This is a genomic window from Blautia sp. HCP3S3_C12, assembly GCF_052064155.1.
In the GTDB taxonomy this organism is placed as follows: domain Bacteria; phylum Bacillota; class Clostridia; order Lachnospirales; family Lachnospiraceae; genus Blautia_A.
The window spans coordinates 25,880-49,546 of sequence record NZ_JBQHWC010000012.1 but is presented as its reverse complement, the minus strand read 5'-3'; the positions used below and the strand labels follow the sequence as shown (position 1 = coordinate 49,546).

The 23,667-nt window shown below is 45.3% G+C and carries 19 protein-coding genes, 1 tRNA gene, 1 pseudogene and 1 other annotated feature (1 of these 22 running past the window's edge); of the genes and pseudogenes, 3 read left to right on the top strand and 18 right to left on the bottom strand.

The annotated features are described in order from the left end of the window. Positions 1-23 (bottom strand) — a binding site (T-box leader) (it extends 236 nt beyond the left edge of the window). Positions 24-169: 146 nt separating this feature from the next. Next, a tRNA-Pro gene (locus tag ACTNDS_RS10565) sits at positions 170-243 on the top strand. Positions 244-359: 116 nt separating this feature from the next. Here the strand turns inward: ACTNDS_RS10565 and ACTNDS_RS10560 are convergent. From ACTNDS_RS10560 to ACTNDS_RS10495, 14 genes are all read right to left on the bottom strand, one after another. After that, entirely contained in the window at positions 360-1,604 is a 1,245-nt protein-coding gene (locus ACTNDS_RS10560) for a DUF1015 domain-containing protein (protein WP_441035598.1), read from the bottom strand. A gap of 77 nt (positions 1,605-1,681) precedes the next feature. After that, positions 1,682-2,269, bottom strand: a complete 588-nt coding sequence (locus ACTNDS_RS10555; RefSeq protein ID WP_441035596.1) for a nucleotidyltransferase family protein — start codon at positions 2,267-2,269, stop codon at positions 1,682-1,684. Continuing rightward, positions 2,266-3,036 (bottom strand): selenium cofactor biosynthesis protein YqeC, encoded by a 771-nt coding sequence (gene yqeC, locus ACTNDS_RS10550; protein WP_441035594.1) that lies wholly within the window; start codon positions 3,034-3,036, stop codon positions 2,266-2,268. Before yqeC ends, ACTNDS_RS10555 begins: the two co-directional genes overlap by 4 nt. Beyond that, on the bottom strand, positions 3,026-3,829 hold the full coding sequence (gene yqeB, locus ACTNDS_RS10545) for a selenium-dependent molybdenum cofactor biosynthesis protein YqeB (protein ID WP_441035591.1): 804 nt from the start codon (positions 3,827-3,829) through the stop codon (positions 3,026-3,028). The genes yqeC and yqeB overlap by 11 nt, the downstream gene beginning before the upstream one ends. 1 nt (position 3,830) lies before the next feature. Continuing rightward, positions 3,831-4,430 (bottom strand): histidine phosphatase family protein, encoded by a 600-nt coding sequence (locus ACTNDS_RS10540; protein ID WP_173742419.1) that lies wholly within the window; start codon positions 4,428-4,430, stop codon positions 3,831-3,833. Continuing rightward, a complete protein-coding gene (locus ACTNDS_RS10535) occupies positions 4,423-4,803 on the bottom strand; it encodes a bifunctional adenosylcobinamide kinase/adenosylcobinamide-phosphate guanylyltransferase (protein ID WP_441035589.1) in 381 nt (126 codons plus the stop codon). Before ACTNDS_RS10535 ends, ACTNDS_RS10540 begins: the two co-directional genes overlap by 8 nt. A 23-nt stretch (positions 4,804-4,826) precedes the next feature. After that, positions 4,827-5,600 (bottom strand): adenosylcobinamide-GDP ribazoletransferase, encoded by a 774-nt coding sequence (gene cobS, locus ACTNDS_RS10530; protein WP_173742421.1) that lies wholly within the window; start codon positions 5,598-5,600, stop codon positions 4,827-4,829. Positions 5,601-5,621: 21 nt separating this feature from the next. Beyond that, entirely contained in the window at positions 5,622-6,152 is a 531-nt protein-coding gene (locus ACTNDS_RS10525; protein ID WP_441035587.1) for a bifunctional adenosylcobinamide kinase/adenosylcobinamide-phosphate guanylyltransferase, read from the bottom strand. Beyond that, complete coding sequence (cobT, locus tag ACTNDS_RS10520) at positions 6,152-7,216, bottom strand: nicotinate-nucleotide--dimethylbenzimidazole phosphoribosyltransferase (protein WP_441035585.1); 1,065 nt, start codon at positions 7,214-7,216, stop codon at positions 6,152-6,154. Before cobT ends, ACTNDS_RS10525 begins: the two co-directional genes overlap by 1 nt. Before the next feature lie 4 nt (positions 7,217-7,220). Continuing rightward, entirely contained in the window at positions 7,221-7,649 is a 429-nt protein-coding gene (locus tag ACTNDS_RS10515; RefSeq protein ID WP_173742424.1) for a GtrA family protein, read from the bottom strand. After that, a complete protein-coding gene (locus ACTNDS_RS10510; RefSeq protein WP_441035582.1) occupies positions 7,650-8,597 on the bottom strand; it encodes a glycosyltransferase family 2 protein in 948 nt (315 codons plus the stop codon). 60 nt (positions 8,598-8,657) lie between these two features. Next, positions 8,658-11,408 carry a YfhO family protein gene (locus ACTNDS_RS10505; RefSeq protein ID WP_441035580.1) on the bottom strand — a complete coding sequence of 917 codons (2,751 nt, stop codon included), beginning with the start codon at positions 11,406-11,408 and terminating at the stop codon, positions 8,658-8,660. A 264-nt stretch (positions 11,409-11,672) separates the two neighbouring features. Further along, on the bottom strand, positions 11,673-15,209 hold the full coding sequence (gene nifJ / locus ACTNDS_RS10500; protein WP_441035578.1) for a pyruvate:ferredoxin (flavodoxin) oxidoreductase: 3,537 nt from the start codon (positions 15,207-15,209) through the stop codon (positions 11,673-11,675). A 200-nt stretch (positions 15,210-15,409) separates the two neighbouring features. Beyond that, entirely contained in the window at positions 15,410-15,817 is a 408-nt protein-coding gene (locus ACTNDS_RS10495) for an RrF2 family transcriptional regulator (protein ID WP_173742428.1), read from the bottom strand. Between the two features lie 222 nt (positions 15,818-16,039). On the opposite strand from ACTNDS_RS10495, the gene ACTNDS_RS10490 reads away from it, so the two are divergent. Continuing rightward, positions 16,040-17,680, top strand: coding sequence for an ABC-F family ATP-binding cassette domain-containing protein (locus ACTNDS_RS10490; RefSeq protein WP_019161885.1), 1,641 nt, complete (start codon positions 16,040-16,042; stop codon positions 17,678-17,680). Positions 17,681-17,812: 132 nt separating this feature from the next. Here the strand turns inward: ACTNDS_RS10490 and ybaK are convergent, their stop codons facing one another. Both ybaK and ACTNDS_RS10480 read right to left on the bottom strand, forming a co-directional pair. Further along, complete coding sequence (gene ybaK, locus ACTNDS_RS10485; protein ID WP_441035575.1) at positions 17,813-18,301, bottom strand: Cys-tRNA(Pro) deacylase; 489 nt, start codon at positions 18,299-18,301, stop codon at positions 17,813-17,815. Positions 18,302-18,379: 78 nt separating this feature from the next. Continuing rightward, complete coding sequence (locus ACTNDS_RS10480) at positions 18,380-21,421, bottom strand: putative bifunctional diguanylate cyclase/phosphodiesterase (protein ID WP_441035573.1); 3,042 nt, start codon at positions 21,419-21,421, stop codon at positions 18,380-18,382. A 19-nt stretch (positions 21,422-21,440) separates the two neighbouring features. Between ACTNDS_RS10480 and ACTNDS_RS10475 the strand changes: the two are divergent. Next, positions 21,441-21,524: pseudogene (locus ACTNDS_RS10475) on the top strand (hypothetical protein); the annotation flags it as partial. Here ACTNDS_RS10475 and ACTNDS_RS10470 read toward each other — a convergent pair. Then, the gene (locus ACTNDS_RS10470) at positions 21,503-22,237 is read right to left on the bottom strand and encodes a TM7S3/TM198-like domain-containing protein (protein WP_441035571.1); all 735 of its coding nucleotides are present in this window, start codon (positions 22,235-22,237) and stop codon (positions 21,503-21,505) included. The pseudogene ACTNDS_RS10475 and the gene ACTNDS_RS10470 sit on opposite strands and share 22 nt — an antisense overlap. Positions 22,238-22,320: 83 nt before the next feature. Continuing rightward, the gene (locus ACTNDS_RS10465; protein ID WP_441035568.1) at positions 22,321-23,499 is read right to left on the bottom strand and encodes a transglutaminase domain-containing protein; all 1,179 of its coding nucleotides are present in this window, start codon (positions 23,497-23,499) and stop codon (positions 22,321-22,323) included. Between the last annotated feature and the right edge of the window lie 168 nt (positions 23,500-23,667).

Sequence of the window (23,667 nt, the reverse complement as noted above, 5' to 3'; positions counted from 1 at the left end):
CTATTCCTCATCTATGCATTTCGCTTATTTTTGCTGAGTAATACGTTAACATCAAAAAGAGTTTTTGTCAAGACCTCTTCCTGAATTTACCTGAATTTGCCAAAATTTTGCTCAAATTAAAAAAAGCACTTGCAATTTGTTTATACTTTTGTTACAATAGCAAATGTTGCGGGGTATGGCGTAGCTTGGTAGCGCGCACGGCTGGGGGCCGTGAGGTCGCAGGTTCAAATCCTGTTGCCCCGACTAAAGACAGTAAGAAAAAGAGTTTCCAAAACCTGGAAGCTCTTTTTCTTTTGTCCTTATCAGACGTATTATTATTTCTTTTCTTACTGATATTCTGGTATATGCCAATCAGGAAATCAATATAACTTATGTATAAACAATCCGCTGCGAAGTTTTGGCTCGAACCAGGTGCTTTTTGGGGGCATAAGTCTGCTCTCGTCTGCAATCTTCATCAGATCCTCCATGGAGGTTGGATACATGACAAAGGCAACACCTCCGGTCTTATCTGCCATCTGTGCCAGCTCTACAGCCTTGTGGCTTCCGCCTACAAAGGAAATACGCTGGTCTGTGCGCGGATCCTGAATGCCCAAAACCGGATTCAGTACTTTGTCCTGAAGTATGGAGACATCCAGCTGGGTCACTACATCCTTACCCTCATATACATCCGGCCATGCTTTCAGATGATACCACTGGCCATCCACATACATACCCATACAGTGCTTTTCCACAGGCTTACATGGAAATCCCGGCATAAGCATTAATTCAAAATTAAATTTCAGGGCTGCCAGAAAAGCCTTAACTGTCACTCCATTCAGGTCATGGACAACTCTGTTGTAAGGAAGGATACAAAGCTGGTCATAAGGAAATACTACTGACAGGAAATAATTAAATTCCTCTTCTCCTGTATATCCGGGATTCTGTTCTCTTCTCTTCAGTCCAACCTTCACTGCTGATGCAGCTCTGTGATGTCCGTCCGCAATGTACAGAGAATCAATCCCTGCAAATTCCTCATGGATTTTCCCGATCATCTCTGCATCATCAATTACCCATACTCTGTGGGTGATCTCATCCTCTTCTGTGAAATCACAGGCAGCCGGATGGCTCTTTTTCCAGTCTTCCATAAGCTCCAGCAGAGACTGGGGATATCTGCAGGCCAGAAAAATAGGACCTGTGTTGGCATTGCAGCTGTCTACGTGGTGGATTCTGTCCTGTTCCTTGTCCTCTCTGGTCAGCTCATGCTTTTTGACCACTCCGTTCATGTAATCGTCAATAGAACTGCAGCCTACAATTCCTGTCTGGGTTCTGCCTTTTCTCACCTGCTCATAAATATAATAGCAGGGATTCTCATCCTGGATCAGAATCCCTTCCTTCTCCAGGTTGTCCAGATTCTCTCTGGCTTTTGCATAAACCCTTTCATCATACAGATCAATGGATGGCTCCAGATCCATCTCCGGTCTGTCCACATGGAGAAAAGAAAGGGGATTTTTCTCCCCGATTGCCCTGGCTTCTTCTCTGTTTACCACATCGTATGGCAGGGCTGCCACTGCCCTGGCTTTGTCAGCTGCAGGGCGAAGGGCCTTAAATGATCGAAATACTGCCATAATACCTAACTCCTCTCTTGTACTTTCCTGAATCTCTGATTCATTCTCAGAAAGTTTTCTCTTTGCCCGTTATTTTATCATACTTTATAATCAATATCCAGTAATTCCTGGTCTGCTGCCACCTGATATATTTCCACATCATCCGAATGGGACAATACAACCTTTTTTCCGCCTTTGTCACCGTTCAGCAGTCCAAGCTCTCCAAAATATTTTTTCCTGAAAATACAGGGATTGCCCATATGAGTTCCGTCAGAAACACAGACAATCCCTTTTTCTCCTCTTATACAGGCATGAATAAGCCCGCCTATAGTCCGTCCGGACAGCCAGGGCTGATCTGCCACACAAAACAGAGCTGCATCTGCCTCCTGATTTGCCTCCAGACCGATTCTTACCGAGGAAGAAATTCCCCTTTCAGGAGCCGGGTTATTATAAACTCTAAATCCATATTTTTCTGCCTGTTCAGCAACAAAATCATATTGGGTCACTACAGAGACTTCCAGACAGGATTCCGTTTCCCCGGGCAGCTGTTCCCAGTTTTTCTGCACATCATATAAAGTATCCAGAATATAGCAGAACATAGGCTTTCCCTGAATTTCATACAGCAGCTTATTAGAGCCGAAACGGCGGCTGTTTCCAGCCGCCAGCATAATGATCCCGATCTTCATATCTGCACTGTCCCTCCAAAGCTTCTCAGGCTTCCAGCTGAAGCAATCATCTTTTGTTCCCTGAATTTTCTCAGGAGATTTTCCGGGTTCCTGCCAGACTTCAGAGTGTCAGTTTTATTCAGATACACCCGGTACTCCCTGTTTCCCACATTTTTCTTCAGACCCTCAGCAGAAGACCCTATTCTTACAATGTCCTCTTCTGTAATCTCATCTGTCTCAGATTTTCCCAAAAAACCTGCAGTCAGTTCCTGGCGGAAAGCACACTGTTCTATACTTTTTCCCAGACAATCCAGACCAATGACACCGATTACCAGATCTGCACATTCCGGGATCACAGGTTCCCATTCTGCAGGAATCTTAACAGGTCTGTGTTTGGAACCGTCTGCCTCAACAAGTATCACATCACAAAAACGAGCCAGCTGCCTTATGGCAGCTTCCGATATGGCAGAATATTTTCCGGTTTCAGACTCATAATCCGCTGCGATTACATAATGATGGTTCGCCAGAAGCTCCCGGCATTTACTCTGCACCTTTGGATCCAAAGCTTCACCTCCTTTGCCTACCCTGACAAAGGGGCTGTCCGGTTCATATGCCATGTGTGTGGTGGTGGTGATCATAACCTTTTTCCCGGCTGTCACCAGTTCCTCTCCCAGACAATGGATCAGACTGGTCTTGCCGCCTCCGCCAACCACAGCAATCACAGAATGGTCTCTTAGATCAATCCTAAGTAAATCCAGGAGTCCACCCTGAAGCTCTTTATTTTCCATAAGGAAGCACTCCCTCTGACAACAGGATTTCCAGCACACTGCCGGCAATACACCTTGCCTTGTCGGAAATGGTATAGCAGTTTTTCTTCTGCTCCTTACGGGGATCAATATCTGCGATCTTCATTCCTTCCGAAATCCTGGCACCATCCCGAATGATTCCTCTCAACACTCCGGTAAGGCTGGCTTTTACAGGTACCTCTCCGATCCATCCCAGGATCTGATCCTTTTCCACAATATCTGCAATCCGGGACTGACAGCAGATCACTCCCCCTGCAGGAGCATGGATCACTCTTTCCTTTCCATAACCTGCGATCACTCCCGGAATCCCGGTATTTGGCAGGGCACTTCCTTCCCGGATGATCCTGCCAAGATTATGGCCGCGCATGGTTTCTACCACATAGTCTACATCCTCTCCTGCAGAAAATCCCGGTCCCAGGGCAATGGTAAGGTCAGCCATGGATCTGTCCGTTCCCAGATTCTGTTTTGCAAGGATACCATCGATCAGAGCTGCAGGTCTGTATTCCCTGAGGATTTTTCCCTGGGGGTCGACCATAAGAGGGATTTCCCCTGCACTCCAGATCTCCTGGCATTCTCGGAAGGAATCCACCCTTCTGGCTGTCACACCTTCTACAGCAGAAGCTCCGTCATACACTGCCTCGCAGAAAGCCACCTCTCTCCGGATTGCCGTAGGTCTGTCACATTCCAGCACCAGAACTCTGTATCCGCTGGCAAAAAGCCTGTGAATTGTACCGCTGGCAAGGTCACCCCCACCTCTTACTGCCAGAAAATCCATATTACCCCTCCATAACCGATGATTTCAGTATCAGTTCTTTTCTGTTCTTCTGCCACAGATTCTCGTCCAGTTCTACCTCATATCCGCCGCCATTTTTCACATGCCACTCATAAAAGGATCTGGGAATCTGAGCATATTCCTCCATAATATTCATGATAGTACCGCCATGAATCACCAGCGCGGCCTGAGAAATTCCCCTGCGGATACATCTGGTAACAGCCTTATCAAAGCCTGTCAGATTTCTCCTTTTGGCTTCCTCTCTGCTCTCCCCTCCGGGAAAGGGCAGCATTCCCTTACTGTCCACCCATGCCTGATAATCAGCATTTCCGTCCAGTTCCTTATAATTTTTATTCTCAAATTCCCCGAAATCGCATTCGGACAGCTCTTCAATAATATGTACCGGCTCTCCCGGAAAAAGAATCGCCGCAGTCTGCACACAGCGTTTCAGAGGGCTGACGTAAACGGCGTCCGGCCCTGGATAATCCATTTTGCGGAGAACCTCTATTCCCTCCGGACAAAGAGGTTCATCTGTTACACCAATATATCTGGCTTTCTTATTTCCCTCTGTCATTCCATGACGGATCAGCCATAATTTAATCATTCTTAATCACCATTCCAATCCCGCAGGCCACCCGCGTAACCTTGTGGCTGTAGGCAGCCAGCCTGGTACAGACCCGGCCTACTGCTTCTCTGTATTTTCTGTCAAAGGCATCTATGGGAACGACTCCATATCCTACCTCCTGAGAAACCAGAACCACCTTCGGATTTTCACGGATCAGGACTTCTGCCAGATCAGACACTTCCCTGCCTGCTTTTATCTCTCTGCGGATAAACTCATGAAAATTCAGGACGCCTTCTGCAGCAAACAATTCCTCTCTGGACAGACTGCTGCCCTCTTCCCAGATCAAATCCGGATATTCTTTTTTGGCATATTCTGTTTTTCCCTGATATACACCACCTATAATCATTTCCATACTCTATATACCCCACGTCCTCTTTAGAAATTAGAAATCACAGCCAGTACCACAGCCATTCCCACCTCACAAAGGCAAAGGAAAAAGCCTGACAGATCTCCTGTAGTTCCTCCGAAATATTTCATTGCCATATGATGATAATACCAGAATACCAGCAAAGCTGCCACAAAGGCTGCCAGTCCCCATACAGGGTGGATCCACATCATCCCTGCCAGAAGAAGTACCAGATAAAAGATCAATACATTTCTGGATACCACATCCGAAGAATTTCTGGAAAACTGCGCTACTGTGCCATCTGCCTTTGCCTTGGGAAAGGTGATCACACCAATTCCTGACAGACACCTGGAAACCATAAATCCAAGACTGAGGATTCCTATGGCATGAAGATTTCCCCTTCCATAGAGCTGACTGAAAGCACCCAGCCAGGTAAGAAAATACACGGCTGCAGTGATCACTGCAAAAGCCCCTGCATGAGAGTCCTTCAGGATCTCCAGTCTCCGGCTCCGTTCCTGCCAGGAGCTGAGGGCATCAGAGGTATCCAGAAGTCCATCTACATGGATCCCACCGGTCACCAGTACCGGTATCAGCACCAGCACTACAGTTACAAATCCCGGTTCATATCCAAACCGCAGTCCCAGCCAGGCCACCGCCATTGTCAATATACCGATTACAGTACCGATAAAAGGGAAGAAACAAAACATATATTTCATATTTTCCTTTGTCCAGTCAGCTCTGGGCATGGGAATTTTGGAAAACATGGCAAATGCCACCTTAAAATTATTCCACAGGGATTTCATATATAAAAAACTCCTCAATTATTATTTATTATTATCCGTCTTCTTCAGGTATATCGGAATCCCGTATACCACTTCTACTGCCTCATCTGCCATTTTTGCCACAGCCTGATTGATCTCACCCAGATATCTCAGATAAGTATTCATCTCTTCATCAAATGTAACCCCATCTGAAAAAATCTCATTGGTCACGATCACCATATGCCTGACCCTCTCCTTCAGCTTCTGTACACCAGCCAGAATCTCTTCTACCGTATTCTGATGAGCACCATTTTCCTCAAACATTTCATTTGCCGTAAGGTTGGACATACATTCCAGCAATACCACACTGTCCCCGGAAATCGGTACATCCTTCAGCCCTGTATAGCATTCTATTGTATCAAAGCCCTTGCCTGCCCGCATTTTCCGATGGCGTTCAATCCTTTTAAAGCTCTCCTGGTCAAAAGGGTGCATGGTAGCAATATAGATCCGCTTTGCCTCCCCCAGAGAAAGGACGCGGTCTTCTGCAAAGGCAGACTTCCCACTGCCGCTGCCCCCTGTAACAAGAATCAACATTATTTTAACTCCTCATACTGCTCCACATGAATATCCTCAAAGGTACTCATTGAGTGATAAACTGCTGCAGCCATATCCAATACCGGGAACAGGGTTACTGCACCGGTTCCCTCTCCCAGGCACATATCTGCGTGGAGGATTGCTTCCTTTCCCATATGCTCCAGAATCAGATGAGCAGCCGGCTCCTTTGATACATGGGAAGCCAGAATATAATCTTCTGCTGTAGGGCAAAGCTTCATAGCAATCAGAGCTGCCACACAGGAAATAAATCCATCCATCAGCACCGGCATATGAAGGGCAGCACCACCCAGGAACACACCTGCCATTCCTGCAATATCCAGTCCACCTACCTTGGCCAGTACATCCACAGGATCTGCAGGATCCGGGCGGTTCAGCTCAATGGCTTTTTTAATGGCGGCTACCTTTCGGTTCAGACCTTCACTGGTAAGACCTGCCCCTCTGCCTGTCATGGTTTCTACAGGCTGATCCAGGAGCACAGAAGCCACAGCACTGCTGGTAGTGGTATTTCCGATTCCCATTTCACCGGTAGCCAGGATCTGATATCCCTCAGCTTTCAGTTCTGTCGCTGCCGTTACACCGGCCATGATCCCCCGGATTGCTTCCTCTCTGGTCATAGCCGGACCCTTGGTCATATTATGGGTTCCCTTCATAACCTTCAGGTCTGTACGGACCTTTGTATCTGTCACCATTCCTGTATCCACAGGATAAACCAGAACATTACACTGCCTGCACATGGCACAGACACTGGTATCACCCTTAAGAAAATTTTCAGCCACAATCGCCGTAACCTCCTGGCCTGTCTGGGTCACTCCCTCTTCCACAACTCCATTATCCGCACACATGGCAACCAGTGCCCTTCTGGAAAAATCAATATCCGGATTTCCTGTAATTCCTGCGATCTGGATGAGAAGTGTCTCCAGCTTTCCCAGAGAATGGAGGGGTTTTGCAATACTGTCCCAGCGCTTCTGGGCAGTCTCCATTGCCTTCTTATCAAGAGGTGTGATCGCTGCAAGCGTTTCCTCCAGTGTACTATATCTTTTCATATCCTTAATTCTCCTTAGAATTCTTTTTTCCTGTGGTAAAAACAAAGAATTTGCTGAACACATAATTCAGGATCAGAACAATAAACTGTGTGGCAAATTTGCCCACCATATCATTCATTCCCAGCTTTGCCACCAGCAGCCAGACGCCTCCTACCTCGATGACCATGGTCATAAGACGGGCACTGATAAACTTGCAGAAGGGCCGGATGTGGTCTGCCAGAGTTTGGCATTTATCCTGGAAAACAAACCTGGAATTTACCACATAGGCAAAAAGGATGGCCAGTATAATGGAAATCACATTGGCAATGTTCAGCCCAACCCTTAGCTTTCTCAAAACATAAAAACTGATCAGATTTACCAGTGTGGTGCATCCGCCAAAAAACACATAGCGCACCACAGAGCTTGCATATAATTTTTTTATCAGCTGTTTCATTTATTTTCTACGCTCCAAATCTTCTTCACTTCCGTGGATGATCTTTGACACAATATAGCGGGGACGATGCTTCACTTCCTCATAAATCTTGGCAATATAGTATCCGATGATTCCAAGACTGATCATGATAGCACTTCCTATAAGCAAAAGCACCAGAAGCAGGGTGGTATATCCCTCTACTGCCCGTCCTCCAAAATATTGAATCAGAGAATAGATCATCAAAGCCAGGGAACACAGAAAGCAGATCAGTCCGCTTACTGTGACAAACTGCAGGGGAACTGTAGTAAATGCCACAATATTGGTAAATGCATATTTCACCAAAGACCAGGGAGACCATTTGGAGACTCCTGCCTCTCTCTCCTGTACTTCAAACCTGACACTGGTAGTCTTAAATCCTACCCAGGAGGAGGTAGCCCTGAAAAACATATTTCTCTCAGGCATAGACAAAATGCTGTCCACCGCCTTTCGGTCCATCATCTTAAAATCCGAGGCATCCTTCATATTCACCTTTGTTGCCTTAGTCATAATGCCATAGAAAAATTCTGCACACTTTTTGTGGACAGCGCCCTCTTTTCCTCTGTCTGATTTGACGCCCTCGATCACTTCATATCCATCCTGCCACAGGCGGTACATTTGTACCAGCGTTGCCGGGGGATGCTGTAAATCACAGTCCATCACAGCGATCACATCACCGGAGGCCTGGGCCAGTCCTGCAAAAACAGCTGCCTCTTTGCCAAAGTTCCTGGAGAAATGAACTCCTGTTACATTTGGATCCTTTTTCCCTGCCTTTTCAATCTCCGCCCAGGTACCATCTGCAGAACCGTCATTTACTACCACCAGCTCGTAAGGGATCTCTGCCTCTGTGAGAACCTCCCTCAATACCCGGCAGGTCTTTCCCACCATCAGTTCCTCATTATATGCCGGAAGTACTACTGATAATCTTTTCATCTTATCTCCTCGTCTGTCTTTCAAAAATTATTATACACCAAATCTGTTAGCTGTCTATTCTTACCTACAGGTTTTCTTTCTGCGGCTTCTATATACCAATATAAAATATAAAAGGAGCCCCGCCAGAGTAAGTACTGCTCCGGTTTTTATGTAGGGAGTGCAATAAATAAGCTGTATTGTATGATGTCCCTCTTCCAGTTCCACTGCCATATACATGGTATTGGCCTTCTTAAGCTCTGTCTTTTCCCCGTCCACATAAGCAGTAAAGCCTTTGCTGTAAGGAATTGCCAGAACCAATGCCCTTTTGCCTGAAACCGTAATCTCTCCAGTAATCTGGTTCTCTTCCTGATTTATATTCTGAAGAGCTTCTGCCTCAAGCTCCTGTGTCTTTTCCTGGATTCCCTGTACAGGCTGGCATACAACACGAAGCTTATCATAAGTATAAACGCCTGTATTTTCAAAGGTAAGTGTGATCACCTTTCTGCAGATTCTGGAATATCCCAGATTGCACAGGAAATTATGGCGTCCACTGTATGCATTGTATTTATCCGTAAAAATCTTAATACTTTTCTGTACATCACCGGAGGCCACTGACATTGCCGCCTCCTTTGTCTCTTTCCAGTAACGCCACATACTGTCCTTATTCCAGACTTTATTTTTCTCATAATCAGACAGGCTGTTCCACTGTTTTTTGCCGATCAGCTGTCTGGGAGAAAGGCTGTCATAATCCAGGTCATCTGCAATAAGATAAGTCTCACATTCCGCCAGTCCGTTAAAGACCAGCTTCAGGCTGGCACCCTCACGGGTTACATAAATTTTGCCGTCAGATACCGTACATCCCTCTCCCGGTTCTATTCTGTAATCCATAGATTCATCGTCAAAATAAGTAGAAGCTTTTGGCAGGGAACTATCCTCCAGCACAACTCCGTCCAGAAGAACCTGCTGCTTTTTCACAACGTCCATTTTTTCATATTCAGACCTGGGAATGTAACTGTCATAGGTATACCCCAGAGGCAGTGTGCTGTCTCCTGTATATGCCCTGCATTCTTTGTTTCCCTTACCTGCTGAACCTTTTTCCCGGTTATATCCATAGGGCAGATATTTGTAATTATTGCCGCTGATCACAAAATATTTCACTGCAGCCAGACGGTCAAGGATCGTCCTGCTGTCCAGATTCTCATAATGCTGCTCCCAGGGCGTATTCAGATACATTTCATTAAAAAACTGACTGATACTTCCGTTAGCCAGGCTGAAATAATAGGCTGTACTGTTGGTACCCATATACATGGACGTATTATCATAAGGAAGAGCACCATACTGATCGTATCTGTACACCCCTTGGTCTCCGGTATTCAATACTGCCTTATCTGTATTAGATTCCAGCTTGTCTATTACATCCTCTGCTTCTGCAAACTCAGACAGATAATCCTTTTCATAGGAATACTGATAGGATACGTTCAGTAAAATACTGACCACCAAAAGTCCAGAAAGCATGCCGCACATATATTTTCCCTGAAGGAAAATATTGCCAAAGGAGGTAACTGTAAACACAGCCAGGACCAAGACGATCACTGCTGCCATATTTCTCTGCGTCCGGGCTGACTGCGCAAATAAAGCCAGCACACAGTACGCCACCGTCATGACAAAAATCTTCTTCTTTTCCCTCACAGTCAGAGTAAACAGCTCAGGATATGCCTTCACGAAAATATACGCAATCATCATCCCATAAGCCCAGATCCACCTGTTGGACACATAAGAGAAACCATTGAGCGCATGCCCTGCGAAAGGCACCAGCAAGAACAGATTCAACAACCCAAATCCCAATTTCAGATCCAGGTACTTCTTCTTTCTGGAAAAAAGCACAAACACACCTGCCATAGCAACAGCAGAATACCCGGCAACCCCCCACTGGATCATATTCTCCCCGATCAGATCGCCCAGATACTTCTCATAATAAATCTTATCATATAAAAGAGGCACATAATTCTCAGCCTGAAACCTGTCCGTACCAAAAAGCGTCATGATCACCGGCAGAAAAATAACCGCCGCAATCATCAAAGCCACCGCATAATACCCGATAAACTTCACCAGCCATCCCAGAACATCCTTCACACTTCTCTCACTGAAAATCCCAAAATACCGGAAAGCCGCATAAATAAACATAAAAATACAGATCATATAAAAGAAATAGAAATTCGACATAGCTGAAACAGCAGTCGCCCAGATAAACAGCCATGGCTTCTCCCTTTTATAAATCTTATCAATCCCCATCAGCACCAGGGGCAGATAAATCATAGGATTGGAAAAGTAAGGGTGCTTCATGGCTGCATAAATGGTCCATCCTGCAAATATATAGATCAAAGTCCCCATAAACGTCGCCTGCTTTGGGTTCTTATGATAAAAGCAGTAAATACTGAAGGAAATCCCGGCCAGATAAATTCTCAGAAAGATCAGCACCTCATACAGAATCTCCGTCTTATCCGCAGGTACAAACACAGACAGCAGGATCAGCGGATCGCCGATCACATAATAATGTAAAGTAGTAAGAATATCCGAGCCATAACCGATATTCATATCCCACATAGGGACAGACAGCTTATGCTCTATAAAAATCCTGTGCAGGATTTCCCTCAGATACCTGCCATAATAGGCCAGGGAATTCAGATGCTGAGGAATCCCGTCATGACTCCACACCAGAGATTTCCCATTGTGGGAAAACTGATAAAAAATAAACCCGGAAATCAGCGCAAAAGCAAGGGTATATAAAATATAAAAATCCTTCTTACTGTCCTTCGTGACAAACCTTCTCATAACAGCTCCTCTAATTTTATTTTCTCTGTATCAATTATAATCATCTGTAACTTTACAGCTATAAACCAAAATCATAATAAAACCGTTACTGATTATAGACAAATATACAGCAGTTGTCAAATTGTCGTCAACAGGCAGACAAAAATAAGCAAAAAAGAGCCGCGATACAAAAGTACCGCGGCCCATATATCGTCTGGACACTATAAATAGCTCTATCTATTTATTTTATATTATTGTTTATCAATCGTTCAAAAAGCGGAAAGATTATTCAGCGCTGTGAAGAGCGATCAGCTTCTGCAGATATTCAAATCTAGCCTTAGCCTCAGCCTCATTCTTAGCAAACAGTCTTGCAGCCTTCTCAGGATTCTGACGTTTCAGAGAGTTGTAACGAACCTCACCGTCAAGGAATGCCTGATAATCTTCCATGCTCGGAGCTTTAGAATCAAGTGAGAACTTGTTTCCTTCTGCTGCAGGATTGAATCTGAAGTTGTGCCAGTATCCAACCTTAACTGCTAATTCTTCCTCTGTCTGAGCTTTTGACATACCTTTCTTAATACCATGGTTGATACATGGAGCATAAGCGATGATCAGAGATGGTCCCGGATAAGCCTCAGCCTCTGCAATAGCTTTTACAGTCTGGTTGAAGTCAGCACCCATGGAAATCTGAGCAACATATACATAACCATAGCTCATAGCGATGGATGCCATATCTTTCTTCTTAGTCTCTTTACCGCCTGCAGCGAACTGAGCGATAGCACCTGTTGGTGTAGACTTAGAAGACTGTCCGCCTGTGTTAGAGTAAACCTCTGTATCGAATACCATAACGTTGATGTCACGTCCACTTGCGAGAACATGGTCAACACCACCGAATCCGATATCGTAAGCCCATCCGTCACCACCGAAGATCCACTGGGATTTCTTAGCCAGGAAGTCTTTCTGAGCAAGGATTTCTTTCGCTTTGTCACATCCGCAAGCTTCAAGAGCTGCAACAAGTTTGTCTGTAGCAGCGCCGTTTGTAGCACCTACAGAGAATGTATCCAGCCATTCCTGACCAGCTGCTTTAACGTCTTCGTTTGTTCCGTTAGCAACAACGTCTTCAACTTTTGCTTTTAAACCATCACGGATAGCTCTCTGAGCAAGAAGCATACCATAACCAAACTCAGCGTTATCTTCGAACAGAGAGTTAGACCATGCAGGACCCTGTCCTTTAGCGTTTACTGTGTATGGTGTAGATGGTGAGGAGTTACCCCAGATAGAGGAGCATCCTGTTGCGTTTGCGATATACATTCTGTCACCGAACAGCTGAGTGATCAGTTTAGCGTATGGTGTTTCACCACATCCTGCACAAGCTCCTGAGAACTCAAGCAGAGGCTGTTTGAACTGGCTGCCTTTAACAGTTGCTTCTTTAAATTTAGCGATAACATCTTCTTTAACCGGCAGTTTCACTGTGTAGTCAAAGTATTTCTGCTCGTCTGCGCATGCTTCAAGGTTTTCCATAGCAAGTGCTTTCGCACCTTTCTTACCTGGGCAAACGTTTACACAAGAACCACATCCTGTACAGTCAAGTGCGGATACGGACATTGTGAATTTGTATTCTTTCATACCTGTCAGAGGTAATGTCTTCATTCCTTCTGGAGCGTTAGCAGCTTCTTCTTCTGTAAGAGCTACCGGACGGATAACTGCATGTGGGCAGACATAAGAACATCTGTTACACTGGATACAGTTCTCTGGGTTCCATACTGGAACGTTTACAGCGATACCACGTTTCTCATATGCAGCTGCACCTGATGGTGTAGTACCGTCTACATAATCTTTGAATGCAGATACAGGTAAGGAGTTACCTTCCTGAGCATTAACTTTAGCCTGAATATTGTTAACAAAATCAACAACGTCCTGACGTCCTTCTGTTGCATGAGTCATATGAAGACCTTCGTCCTCAGCATCTTTCCAGCTTTCCGGAACCTGGATCTCAACAACCTGTTTAGCACCGGCGTCAATAGCTGCCCAGTTCTTCTGTACCACATCATCACCCTTACGTCCGTATGTTGCCTTAGCAGCAGCTTTCATAAGGTCGATTGCCTGCTCTTCAGGAATGATTCCTGTAAGTTTGAAGAATGCAGACTGAAGGATTGTGTTGATACGTGTTGGTCCCATGCCAGTTTCAATACCGATCTTAACACCGTCGATTGTGTAGAATTTGATATTGTGGTTAGCGATAAATGCTTTAACCTGTCCTGGTAAATGTTTCTCAAGACCTTCCATATCCCATGCACAGTTAAGAAGGAATGTACCGCCATCAACAAGTTCCTGAACCATGTTGTATTTGTTTACGTAGGATGGATTGTGGCATGCTACGAAGTTTGCTTTGTGGATCAGGTATGTGGATTTGATCGGTTTTTTACCGAAACGTAAGTGGGACATTGTAACACCACCGGACTTCTTGGAGTCATAATCAAAGTAAGCCTGTGCGTACATGTCTGTGTTATCACCGATGATCTTGATGGAGTTCTTGTTGGCACCTACAGTACCATCAGCTCCCAGGCCCCAGAATTTACAGTTTGTTGTTCCTTCAGGAGTTGTTACGATCGGAGCACCTGTCTCAAGGGAAAGGTTAGTAACATCATCAACGATACCGATTGTGAATTTCTCTTTAGCAGTGTTTTCATAAACAGCTACGATCTGTGCAGGTGTAGTATCCTTGGAACCTAAACCATAACGTCCGGAGAATACTTTTACACCGTCGAATTTGCTGCCTTTTAATGCTGCTACAACGTCAAGGTACAAAGGCTCGCCAAGTGCACCTGGCTCTTTAGTTCTGTCAAGAACTGTGATCTGTTTTACAGAATCCGGAATTGCATCGATAAGTGCCTGTGCACAGAATGGTCTGTAAAGACGAACTTTAACAACACCGACTTTCTTTCCTGCTGCTGCAAGGTAGTCGATTGTTTCTTCGATTGTATCGTTTACAGATCCCATAGCAACGATTACGTGATCTGCATCAGCAGCTCCGTAGTAGTTGAATAATTTGTAATCTGTACCGATCTTAGCGTTAACTTTGTCCATGTATTCCTGTACTACTGCCGGAAGAGCATCGTAGTATGGGTTACATGCTTCTCTTGCCTGGAAGAAGATGTCAGGGTTCTGAGCAGAACCTCTCTGACATGGGTGATTTGGATTAAGAGCATGGTTACGGAATGCAGCGATTGCATCCATATCTGCCATATCCTTCAGATCTTCATAATCCCATGTCTCGATCTTCTGGATCTCGTGAGATGTACGGAATCCATCGAAGAAGTTGATGAACGGAACTTTACCTTTGATTGCTGCAAGGTGAGCAACAGGTGTTAAGTCCATAACTTCCTGTACAGAAGATTCGCAGAGCATTGCACATCCGGTCTGACGACAGGCCATAACGTCGGAGTGATCACCGAAGATTGAAAGTGCGTGGGAAGCAAGTGCACGTGCAGATACGTTGAATACTGCAGGTAACTGCTCACCAGCGATTTTGTAAAGGTTCGGGATCATAAGTAACAGACCCTGAGATGCTGTATAAGTTGTTGTTAAAGCACCTGCTGCCAGAGATCCGTGTACAGCACCTGCTGCACCAGCCTCAGACTGCATTTCAGTTACCTGAACTTCCTGTCCGAAAATGTTCTTTCTTCCCTGGGTTGCCCATTCATCTGTTGCTTCCGCCATAACAGATGAAGGAGTGATCGGGTAAATAGCGGCTACATCTGAGTATGCATATGAAGCATGAGCAGCTGCATGGTTACCATCCATGGTTTTCATCTTTCTTGCCATAGTTTGTTTTTCCTCCTTAAAGGTATGATGAAAATTGTATTATTTTTAAGGCAATATAATTTATGCCCTAAATTTCACAGTAAATTATAACATAATCTTTACGAAATGTGCAATTGGTTTTGGAAGTTTTTGTATCTTATGAGATACAATTGTGTTACTGTTCACACAACACTATCCCATAAAACAAAAAAAGAAGAGGCTTACGCCTCCTCCAGAATCTGCAGTAAGGTTTTTCTCTTAAGCATGGCAAACAGCTGAGACTGGATGTCTGCCAGCTCTCTGTGCACCAGACAGGGAATTCCGTCCTGTCCGTCACGCACGCAGCCAAACTGAGGATCCAGGCATTCAATAATAAACATTCCCGGATCTATGGCCTCATATACATCATATAAGGTCAGTTCATCTGCACCTCTGTCCAGGGAATAGCCTCCATGAACACCGCGGTAGCCTTTCACAATCTTCGCTTTCTGTAATTTCTTAAGTATTTTATAAGCAAAGGGGGCTGTAATTGCTTCCTTCTCACAGATCTCAGGCACACTGAGCCTGCTCTCCCCCTGCAGTGCACGGATCACACGTACTGCATAATCACATTCTCTGGTAATAAACATTCCTTATATATCCTCTCTGCTCACAGCATTTCATTATTTTCAAACCTTATTATACCAATGCAGATTTTTTTTGTAAATAAAAGAAAACAAAAAATCAAAAAACTGTTGCAAATTTCCTATTTTAATGTAAAATGGTAAGCGGCTGTGCTGGTAAAACAGGTGCAGGCATTTTTATTATATAAAAGAACACAATCACAGTATTTCATGAAAAAGAGGTAAACTATGATTTCAGCAAACAATATTACTTTACGTGTGGGCAAGAAAGCCCTTTTTGAAGACGTAAATATCAAATTTACAGAAGGAAACTGCTACGGTCTCATCGGAGCCAACGGAGCAGGTAAATCTACTTTCCTTAAAATCCTCTCCGGACAGCTGGAGCCTACCAAAGGTGATATCGTAATCACACCGGGACAGCGTCTCTCCTTCCTGCAGCAGGACCACTTCAAATATGATTCTTATACAGTACTGGACACCGTTATCATGGGTAACCAGAGACTTTATGAGATCATGAAGGAAAAGGATGCCATCTATGCAAAAGAAGACTTTACAGACGAGGACGGTATCCGTGCCAGTGAGCTGGAAGGCGAATTCGCAGAGATGAACGGATGGGAAGCAGAATCCGATGCAGCTACTCTCCTGAATGGTCTTGGTATTGAGACAGAATTTCATTATTCACAGATGGCTGACCTGACAGGAAGCCAGAAGGTAAAGGTACTTCTTGCCCAGGCACTTTTCGGTAACCCGGATATCCTGCTTCTGGATGAGCCTACCAACCACCTGGATCTGCCTGCTATTGAATGGCTTGAGGAATTCCTGATCAACTTTGACAATACAGTCATCGTAGTTTCCCATGACCGCTATTTCCTGAATAAAGTCTGTACCCATACCGCTGACATTGACTATGGCAAGATCCAGCTCTATGCAGGTAACTATGACTTCTGGTTTGAGTCCAGCCAGCTACTGGTAAAACAGATGAAGGAAGCCAACAAGAAAAAGGAAGAAAAGATCAAGGAGCTCCAGGAGTTCATCTCCCGTTTCAGCGCCAACGCTTCCAAATCCAAACAGGCTACCTCCCGTAAGCGTGCCCTGGAGAAAATCCAGCTGGATGATATGCGTCCGTCCAGCCGTAAGTATCCATATATCGACTTCCGTCCAAACCGCGAGATCGGTAACGAAGTACTTATGGTAGAGGGACTTTCCAAAACCATCGACGGAGTAAAGGTTCTGGACAATATCTCCTTCACACTGGGCCGTGAGGATAAGGTTGCTTTTGTAGGTGCCAACGAACAGGCTATCACAACCTTCTTCAAGATCATTACCGGCGAAATGGAACCGGATGAAGGTAATTATAAATGGGGTGTAACCACAACACAGGCTTATTTCCCCAAAGACAACACTGCAGAGTTTGATAACGACCTGACTATCACAGACTGGCTGACTCAGTACTCCGAAATCAAGGATGCCACCTATGTACGAGGCTTCCTGGGACGTATGCTTTTCCCGGGCGAGGACGGCGTGAAACGTGTCCGCGTACTTTCCGGTGGCGAGAAGGTTCGCTGCCTCCTCTCCAAAATGATGATCTCCGGTGCTAACATCCTGATTCTGGATGAGCCAACCAACCATCTGGATATGGAGAGCATTACCGCACTGAACAACGGACTGATCAAATTCCCGGGCGTGATCCTTTTCACCTCCCATGACCACCAGTTTGTACAGACCACAGCCAACCGTATTATGGAGATCCTTCCAAACGGAACCATGATCGACAAGATCACAACCTACGATGAATATCTGGCAAGTGATGAGATGGCTAAGAAACGTCACGTATTCGAAATCAATGAGGAAGATGCTTCCGATAACTAAAGATAACTAACATCACAAAAAAAGGTTCGCACCGGAGTTATGAGCTCTTCTGCGAACCTTTTCTTATATTATATATATCTTCTGTTTTCACCGTTTCCGTCAGAAACCCGCTCTGCTGTCAGCCTCCGGCACTCAGTCCTCCTGCTTCATGGTAATATTTGCCAGTTTTCCTCCTGTAACCTTCAGAAGATCCTCCAGAGGCACCTTCAGGGTAAGTCCGATCCGGCCGCCGCTGACATAAATCTCACTGAAATTACCTGCTGATGCATCAAATACCACAGGATATGGCTTCTTCATTCCCAGAGGGCTGCAGCCTCCTCTTACATAGCCTGTAATCTTGGTGATGTCCTTTACATGGATCATGTCCACTGTCTTCTCACCTACAGCTCTGGCAGCAGCCTTTCTGTCCACTTCTTTCTCAATGGGGACTACGAACACAAAATAACCGCCGCTTTTGCCCTCCATCACCAGGGTTTTAAAAGACTGGTCATAAGGTGCCCCAATCTTATCTGCACTGTGAAGTCCATCTATAAATTCATCACATTCATAAGTAAAGGTCTCATACCTCACCTTCTGTCTGTCCAGCATTCTCATTGCATTTGTCTTAGCTTCCTTTGCCATTCTCTGTCATTCCTTTCTGTTGTCATACGTGCTCTGCCGCTTACCTATATGGCAAAACGCATCCGGTGCTTCCCTGTCTTATTGAGTTGTGTACCCGGAATCCGGCACAGCCTTCATCTGCTGCAAGTCATCGATCAGACGATGATACCCCTCAATGGTAATAATCCTATCTGTCTCAGAGGTTTTAACTCCCACACATCGTACATTTACCCAGCCTCTCTCCGAATGCCTCCATGGATAGGAAGCCTCCACAGTTTGGCCTGTGGTAATAATCGTATCCATTACATTATGAATATAATGGATATAATCCGGATGAATATTCTCAAACCAGTTCCTGTAGCACTGTACAGGTGATGCATCCTTGTCTGCCTCAATAAGGAGGTGCATATTGTCATCTGCCAGCATAACAACCTGGCCGGAATCCTTATTGATCTTGATGCTCCACAAGCCTATAAGGGTAGCGGAAAGAATATTATGATCCAGCGTTTTCTCTACATACCTGTGAAGTCTCTCTGTCATATCTGTTTTTTCATTCTGGCAGAATAAAACATTCTCCAAAAGCCTTCCTGCTTTTTTCAGCAGAAACAGATCATCCCGGCAGTAATCTGCATTATCCACAGAGACCAGCCCTACAACCTTATGATTCTGATCACAGATACTGCAGAGCATACAATTATAAATATCCTGAAGCATAAATCCATTCCAGAGGATCTGATCCTTTTCCTTCAGTTCCTCTGCACTTCTGATAAACACAGCATGCTTTTCCTCCAGAAGCTTCGCCCAGGGACGCATACTATCCCCTGCTGTCAGCTTAAGAAAACGCTTTTTGTCCATTACACCCTTTTCAAGATAAGAATAAACATCCTGCCAGATATCCATTCTGGAATCATATAAAAACAGACAAACCCGGCTGCTCTGATAATAATGTCCCGTAAAATCCAGAATTTCCTGGATCAGTTCCGGCTGGTGTTTCTTTCTGAAAGCCAGCTCATAAAGCTCCAAAGTCTGGTTCAGGCCGTACAGCTCATCCCTCACTCTGCGGTCCTGCTGCCGGCTTTCCCCTTCTACAGGCCAGGCAACTACCATAACTGCCGGTCTGCCGTTATAAGTCATCGCCCTTTCACGCACACGGAGGAGACGGCCGTATTTCTCATACAGCATTTTCTCGGTCAGATAACTGCCGTTTTCCTCTTTTTCCATACTGTTGCCTGAAATTTCCCTTACATCTCCTGCAAATATCTGACTGTATTTACTTCCAAAATAATTATAAACGCCGGTCAGCTTCTTTGCTGCAGAATTCATGAAATATATTTCCTGACTTTCCGTATCCACCAGATACACAATTTCCTCCAGCTGATCCAGGATTTTGCGGTACTCAAACTGTTCTGAAATTGCAGTCTGGCCTGTACACTCTTTATGCAGTCTTTCCTTTTCATTATACTCTGTCAGGCGTCGGATCAGCTGCATATAAGCATCGTTGGGAACCAGACAGGTATATTCAAACTCCTGTGCGGGCATAGGTCTGCCAAAAAGGAAGCCCTGGATCAGTTCCGGAAAGAGCGTATCCAGACAATGAAGCTCCTCCTCGTCCTCTACACCTTCACAGCAGACCCGGATCCGGGCACTGTGGGTCAGCTCCAGCATATTGCTGAGAAGCCGGTAATTATAAGCGCTCTTCTGGATCTGGCGGATAAAGCAGCGGTCAATCTTGACCTCATCCACCTCCAGACCCTTGAGATAGCTCAGGGAAGAATAGCCGGTTCCAAAATCATCAATAGAAACATGAATTTCCTTATTACGCCAATTAGAGAATATATTATTAAAATAATTATAATCCTGCAGCTGCATGCTCTCCGTAACTTCCACTGTAATATTTCTGCCCGGAAGCCCTGCCTCTCTGGCAGCTTCCACCACATCATTTACAATAGAAGCCTCTCTCAGCTGCACATAGGAAGCATTGATACTGATGCTGAAATCCTCCTGCAGTTTCCTCCATCTGGCACACTGGGCAAATGCCTGCTGCATTACCCACTTCCCTACAGGAACGATCATGCCGCTCTTCTCCAGAATGGGGATAAACACAACCGGAGACATAAATCCAAACTTTCTGGAACGATAGCGCAACAATGCCTCCGCACCGTGAAGCTTATATTCATTGGAGGTTACCTGGGGCTGATAATAAAGCTCAAAGCCCTCAAAATTGTTTCGGATGCTCTCCTTCATCTCCTGCTGAAGCTCAATCCTGGACAAGGTCTTGTTATAATCCTCCGAAGAAAAATACTCCATACGGTTCCTGCCAGTCTCTTTGGCACGACCCAGAGCATTTTCCGCATAGCTGATCAATATATTTGCATCTTTTTCCTTTTCAAAAGGATAGCTGACAATTCCTGCTGAAAAGCTGCACAGCGCCGCTGTTTTCTCCTTCACCAGAGCATAGAAATCCTCTGCATCCTTCTTGTTGTAGCCCACAAGATCCACTGCAAAATGATCCCCGTCCAGTCTGTAAACTGTGTTTTTCTCACCCTTCAGGCCTTCCAGAATCTCCGCACTCCGGATCAGAACATGATTACCATACTCACGACCCATCCGCTGATTCACATCCCTGAATCCGTCAATCCCCAAAACTATCAGATGTCCACGGTGTCCCCGGGCAATCTTGCTGTTCAGATTATCCAGCATTTTATTGTAATTCAGCAGTCCGGTAAGCATGTCAACCTTTTCGGCCAGGACACGCCTGGACAGACAGCCCATCACTACAAAGGGCTGATGCTTATGGTTCTTCAGCACCTTACCTCTGGCATTGATCCAATTCTTTTTGCCATAGCTGTCCAGATAGCGGAAATCAAAATCCATAGTCTCTTCATTGCCATCTGCAACATTTCCCAGCTGGCGCAGGATCATCTTGCAGTCATCGGGATAAGCCACAGCCTGCAGATCATCCATGGTATATGTACAAACATCATCTCCAGTGCTCTCACGGGCAATGTTCAGTTCCCGTGCAAAATGAAATTTCTTCTCCCTGATATCCCACAGAAAGAAAAAATCACTTGTAGACTCATTCAGGAACAACAGCATTTTATAATAATCCTGTATCTGTTTCCTGTCGTTTGCATTTGTCATCTAAAATAACGTACGGATTATGCCCCCCAATAATCCGCATCCTCCTTCTTCAAAACTCATCTCTACGATAGTGGGCTGTGACTATCTGTCACTCGTACTTTTTCTTTTGCGTCTCTGGCTGTACGCTTTTTCTACTTTATCTTCTACAGGTTCTCCGGTTTCTTCCGGGTATTCCGGCTCTACACTGTTCTCCGGTTCTGCGTCCTCATCCTCGCTATGAGGTTTATTGATAGCAAACTGGATCAACATTCCCAGAAGAGCAAAGCCTGCACTGAGTCCGATCCCATATGGAAACTCAGACAGACCTCCCAACCTGCCCAGAGAGACCCCTGCGATCAGACCACCGATCAGGCTTGTGGCAACGATCAGCACCTCCCTGCAGTACTTCACTGCCAGGGTGCCAAGCGCGATCCCGATGAGAATACAGGCAAAAAACGCTGCCGAGCTGGTAGGATGAATAAAATAAATACTCAGTGCCCAGCCAATACCGGCTGCCAGCAGGAATACACCTGCTTTATAAATCAAAAATGCAATGACTGCAAATATGATTCCTGTTACCAAAACTGCCGCTCCCCAGACAGTCTTATCCTGAATGTCCATAGACCTGACACAGATAAAGGCCAGTACAGCTCCCACAAAGAAGCCTCCCACCATCATCCAGAACCTGATCAGGCGGTAGCCAAACACACAGTTCAGAATACCCAGTACCAGAAGTACTCCGAAAATTATGGTATAAAACTGTGTAAACATATCAGAACCCGTCAGCCTTTCGCCAAGCTGGGGCATATTGCCGAAAATATCTGTAAAATAACTCATATTCTGTCACTCCTTTTCAGTCATCTCCGGAAACTGCCAATAAACTTTTGATCTGCATGTCCCGGGCTTTCTCAAAACATCTGTCAGAACATATAATACATGGTATACATTCCGTCTATGACACCGTAATGATAAGAAATCTCCTGCAGACCATGCACTGTCATATAATACCTGGCAATCTCCTGTATCTTCTCCTCTGTGATCAGATCCTCATAAGCTGCTTCATAGGCATCTGCATTGCTGAACTTAAATCTGACCACAGCTGCATTGTTGTCTATCCTGAGCCTGCACAAAGCATATACAGATTCTCTGTCATAGCTGTCAAAGCAGGCACCGTTCATCACATAGAAATTTTTGTCCCAGGCTGTACAGGCCGGAACCTGAAATTCCTCCGATGGTGTATAATTCTTCTCATATTCCTGGGGAAAAGGACAGAGATAATCATAAATCGTAGTCTTGTGCTCAGCCAGTGAAACCGCATCCCCTTCCAGAAATTCCGGCTGGTCTCCATTGGTGGCATCCACATAATAGTACTGACCGTCCAGCTCTACAATATTCCAGGCATGTCCCTGGGTGCTGCCTGCTGCATCCCCCTCCACATAGATACAGGGGATATCCAGACGCTCCAGCAGATACTGGACTGCACCTGCATAACCGGCACACACTGCCTTTTTCTTCCAGAAAACTCCGGCAATGCTCTGGTCATCATCTGAAATCTCATAAGCTGTATGATCAATAATATAAGTATAAGCTGTCATTACCTTCTGGTAGTCATCCGCCCCCTCCGGGATCTGGGCAGCCATTTCCTGATAAGCAGCCTCCATTGCCTGGGCGATCTCCCGGCACTGCTCCTCTGTATAAGTATAGCCCGGGGAAAATCTGCAGTAATCCCTGCCATCGTAAGTGGTCTTGAATACCTTTTCCCTGTTATGTATCCAGAAAATCTCCGGATGATCTTTCAGCACTGCGTGATAAACTCTGTCGATCTGGTCATCTCCGCCCAGAGACAGGTAGAAATTCTCCTCATGGGCCCGGACCCCCTTCAGGATCTCACGATAGCCCCGCTTCTCATCATCGTCCAGCAGATTAAAATAATATTCCTGGTGTCCCTGATCTGTGGTCTCCACCTCCTGCTTCTTCAGCGTACGCACCTCCACAGGATCACGCACGGCCCTCTCCCAGGTCATTACAGCACCGACGGCAAAAACCGCCACAATTACCGCCAGAAACAGACGAAACACCGGAAAATGACGTTTCTTCATTTCGTTTATCCCTTCTCACAGCTTTCCTAAAGCTTAACACAGAATCCATAAATTTACAATAAAATATCTTTATTCGAAATTATCTATGGAACCTGGAGCTGATTTTTGGTGAAATCAACAAATGGTTTCACAGTATCATTGCTATTATGATCCATGAAACCATTGTAT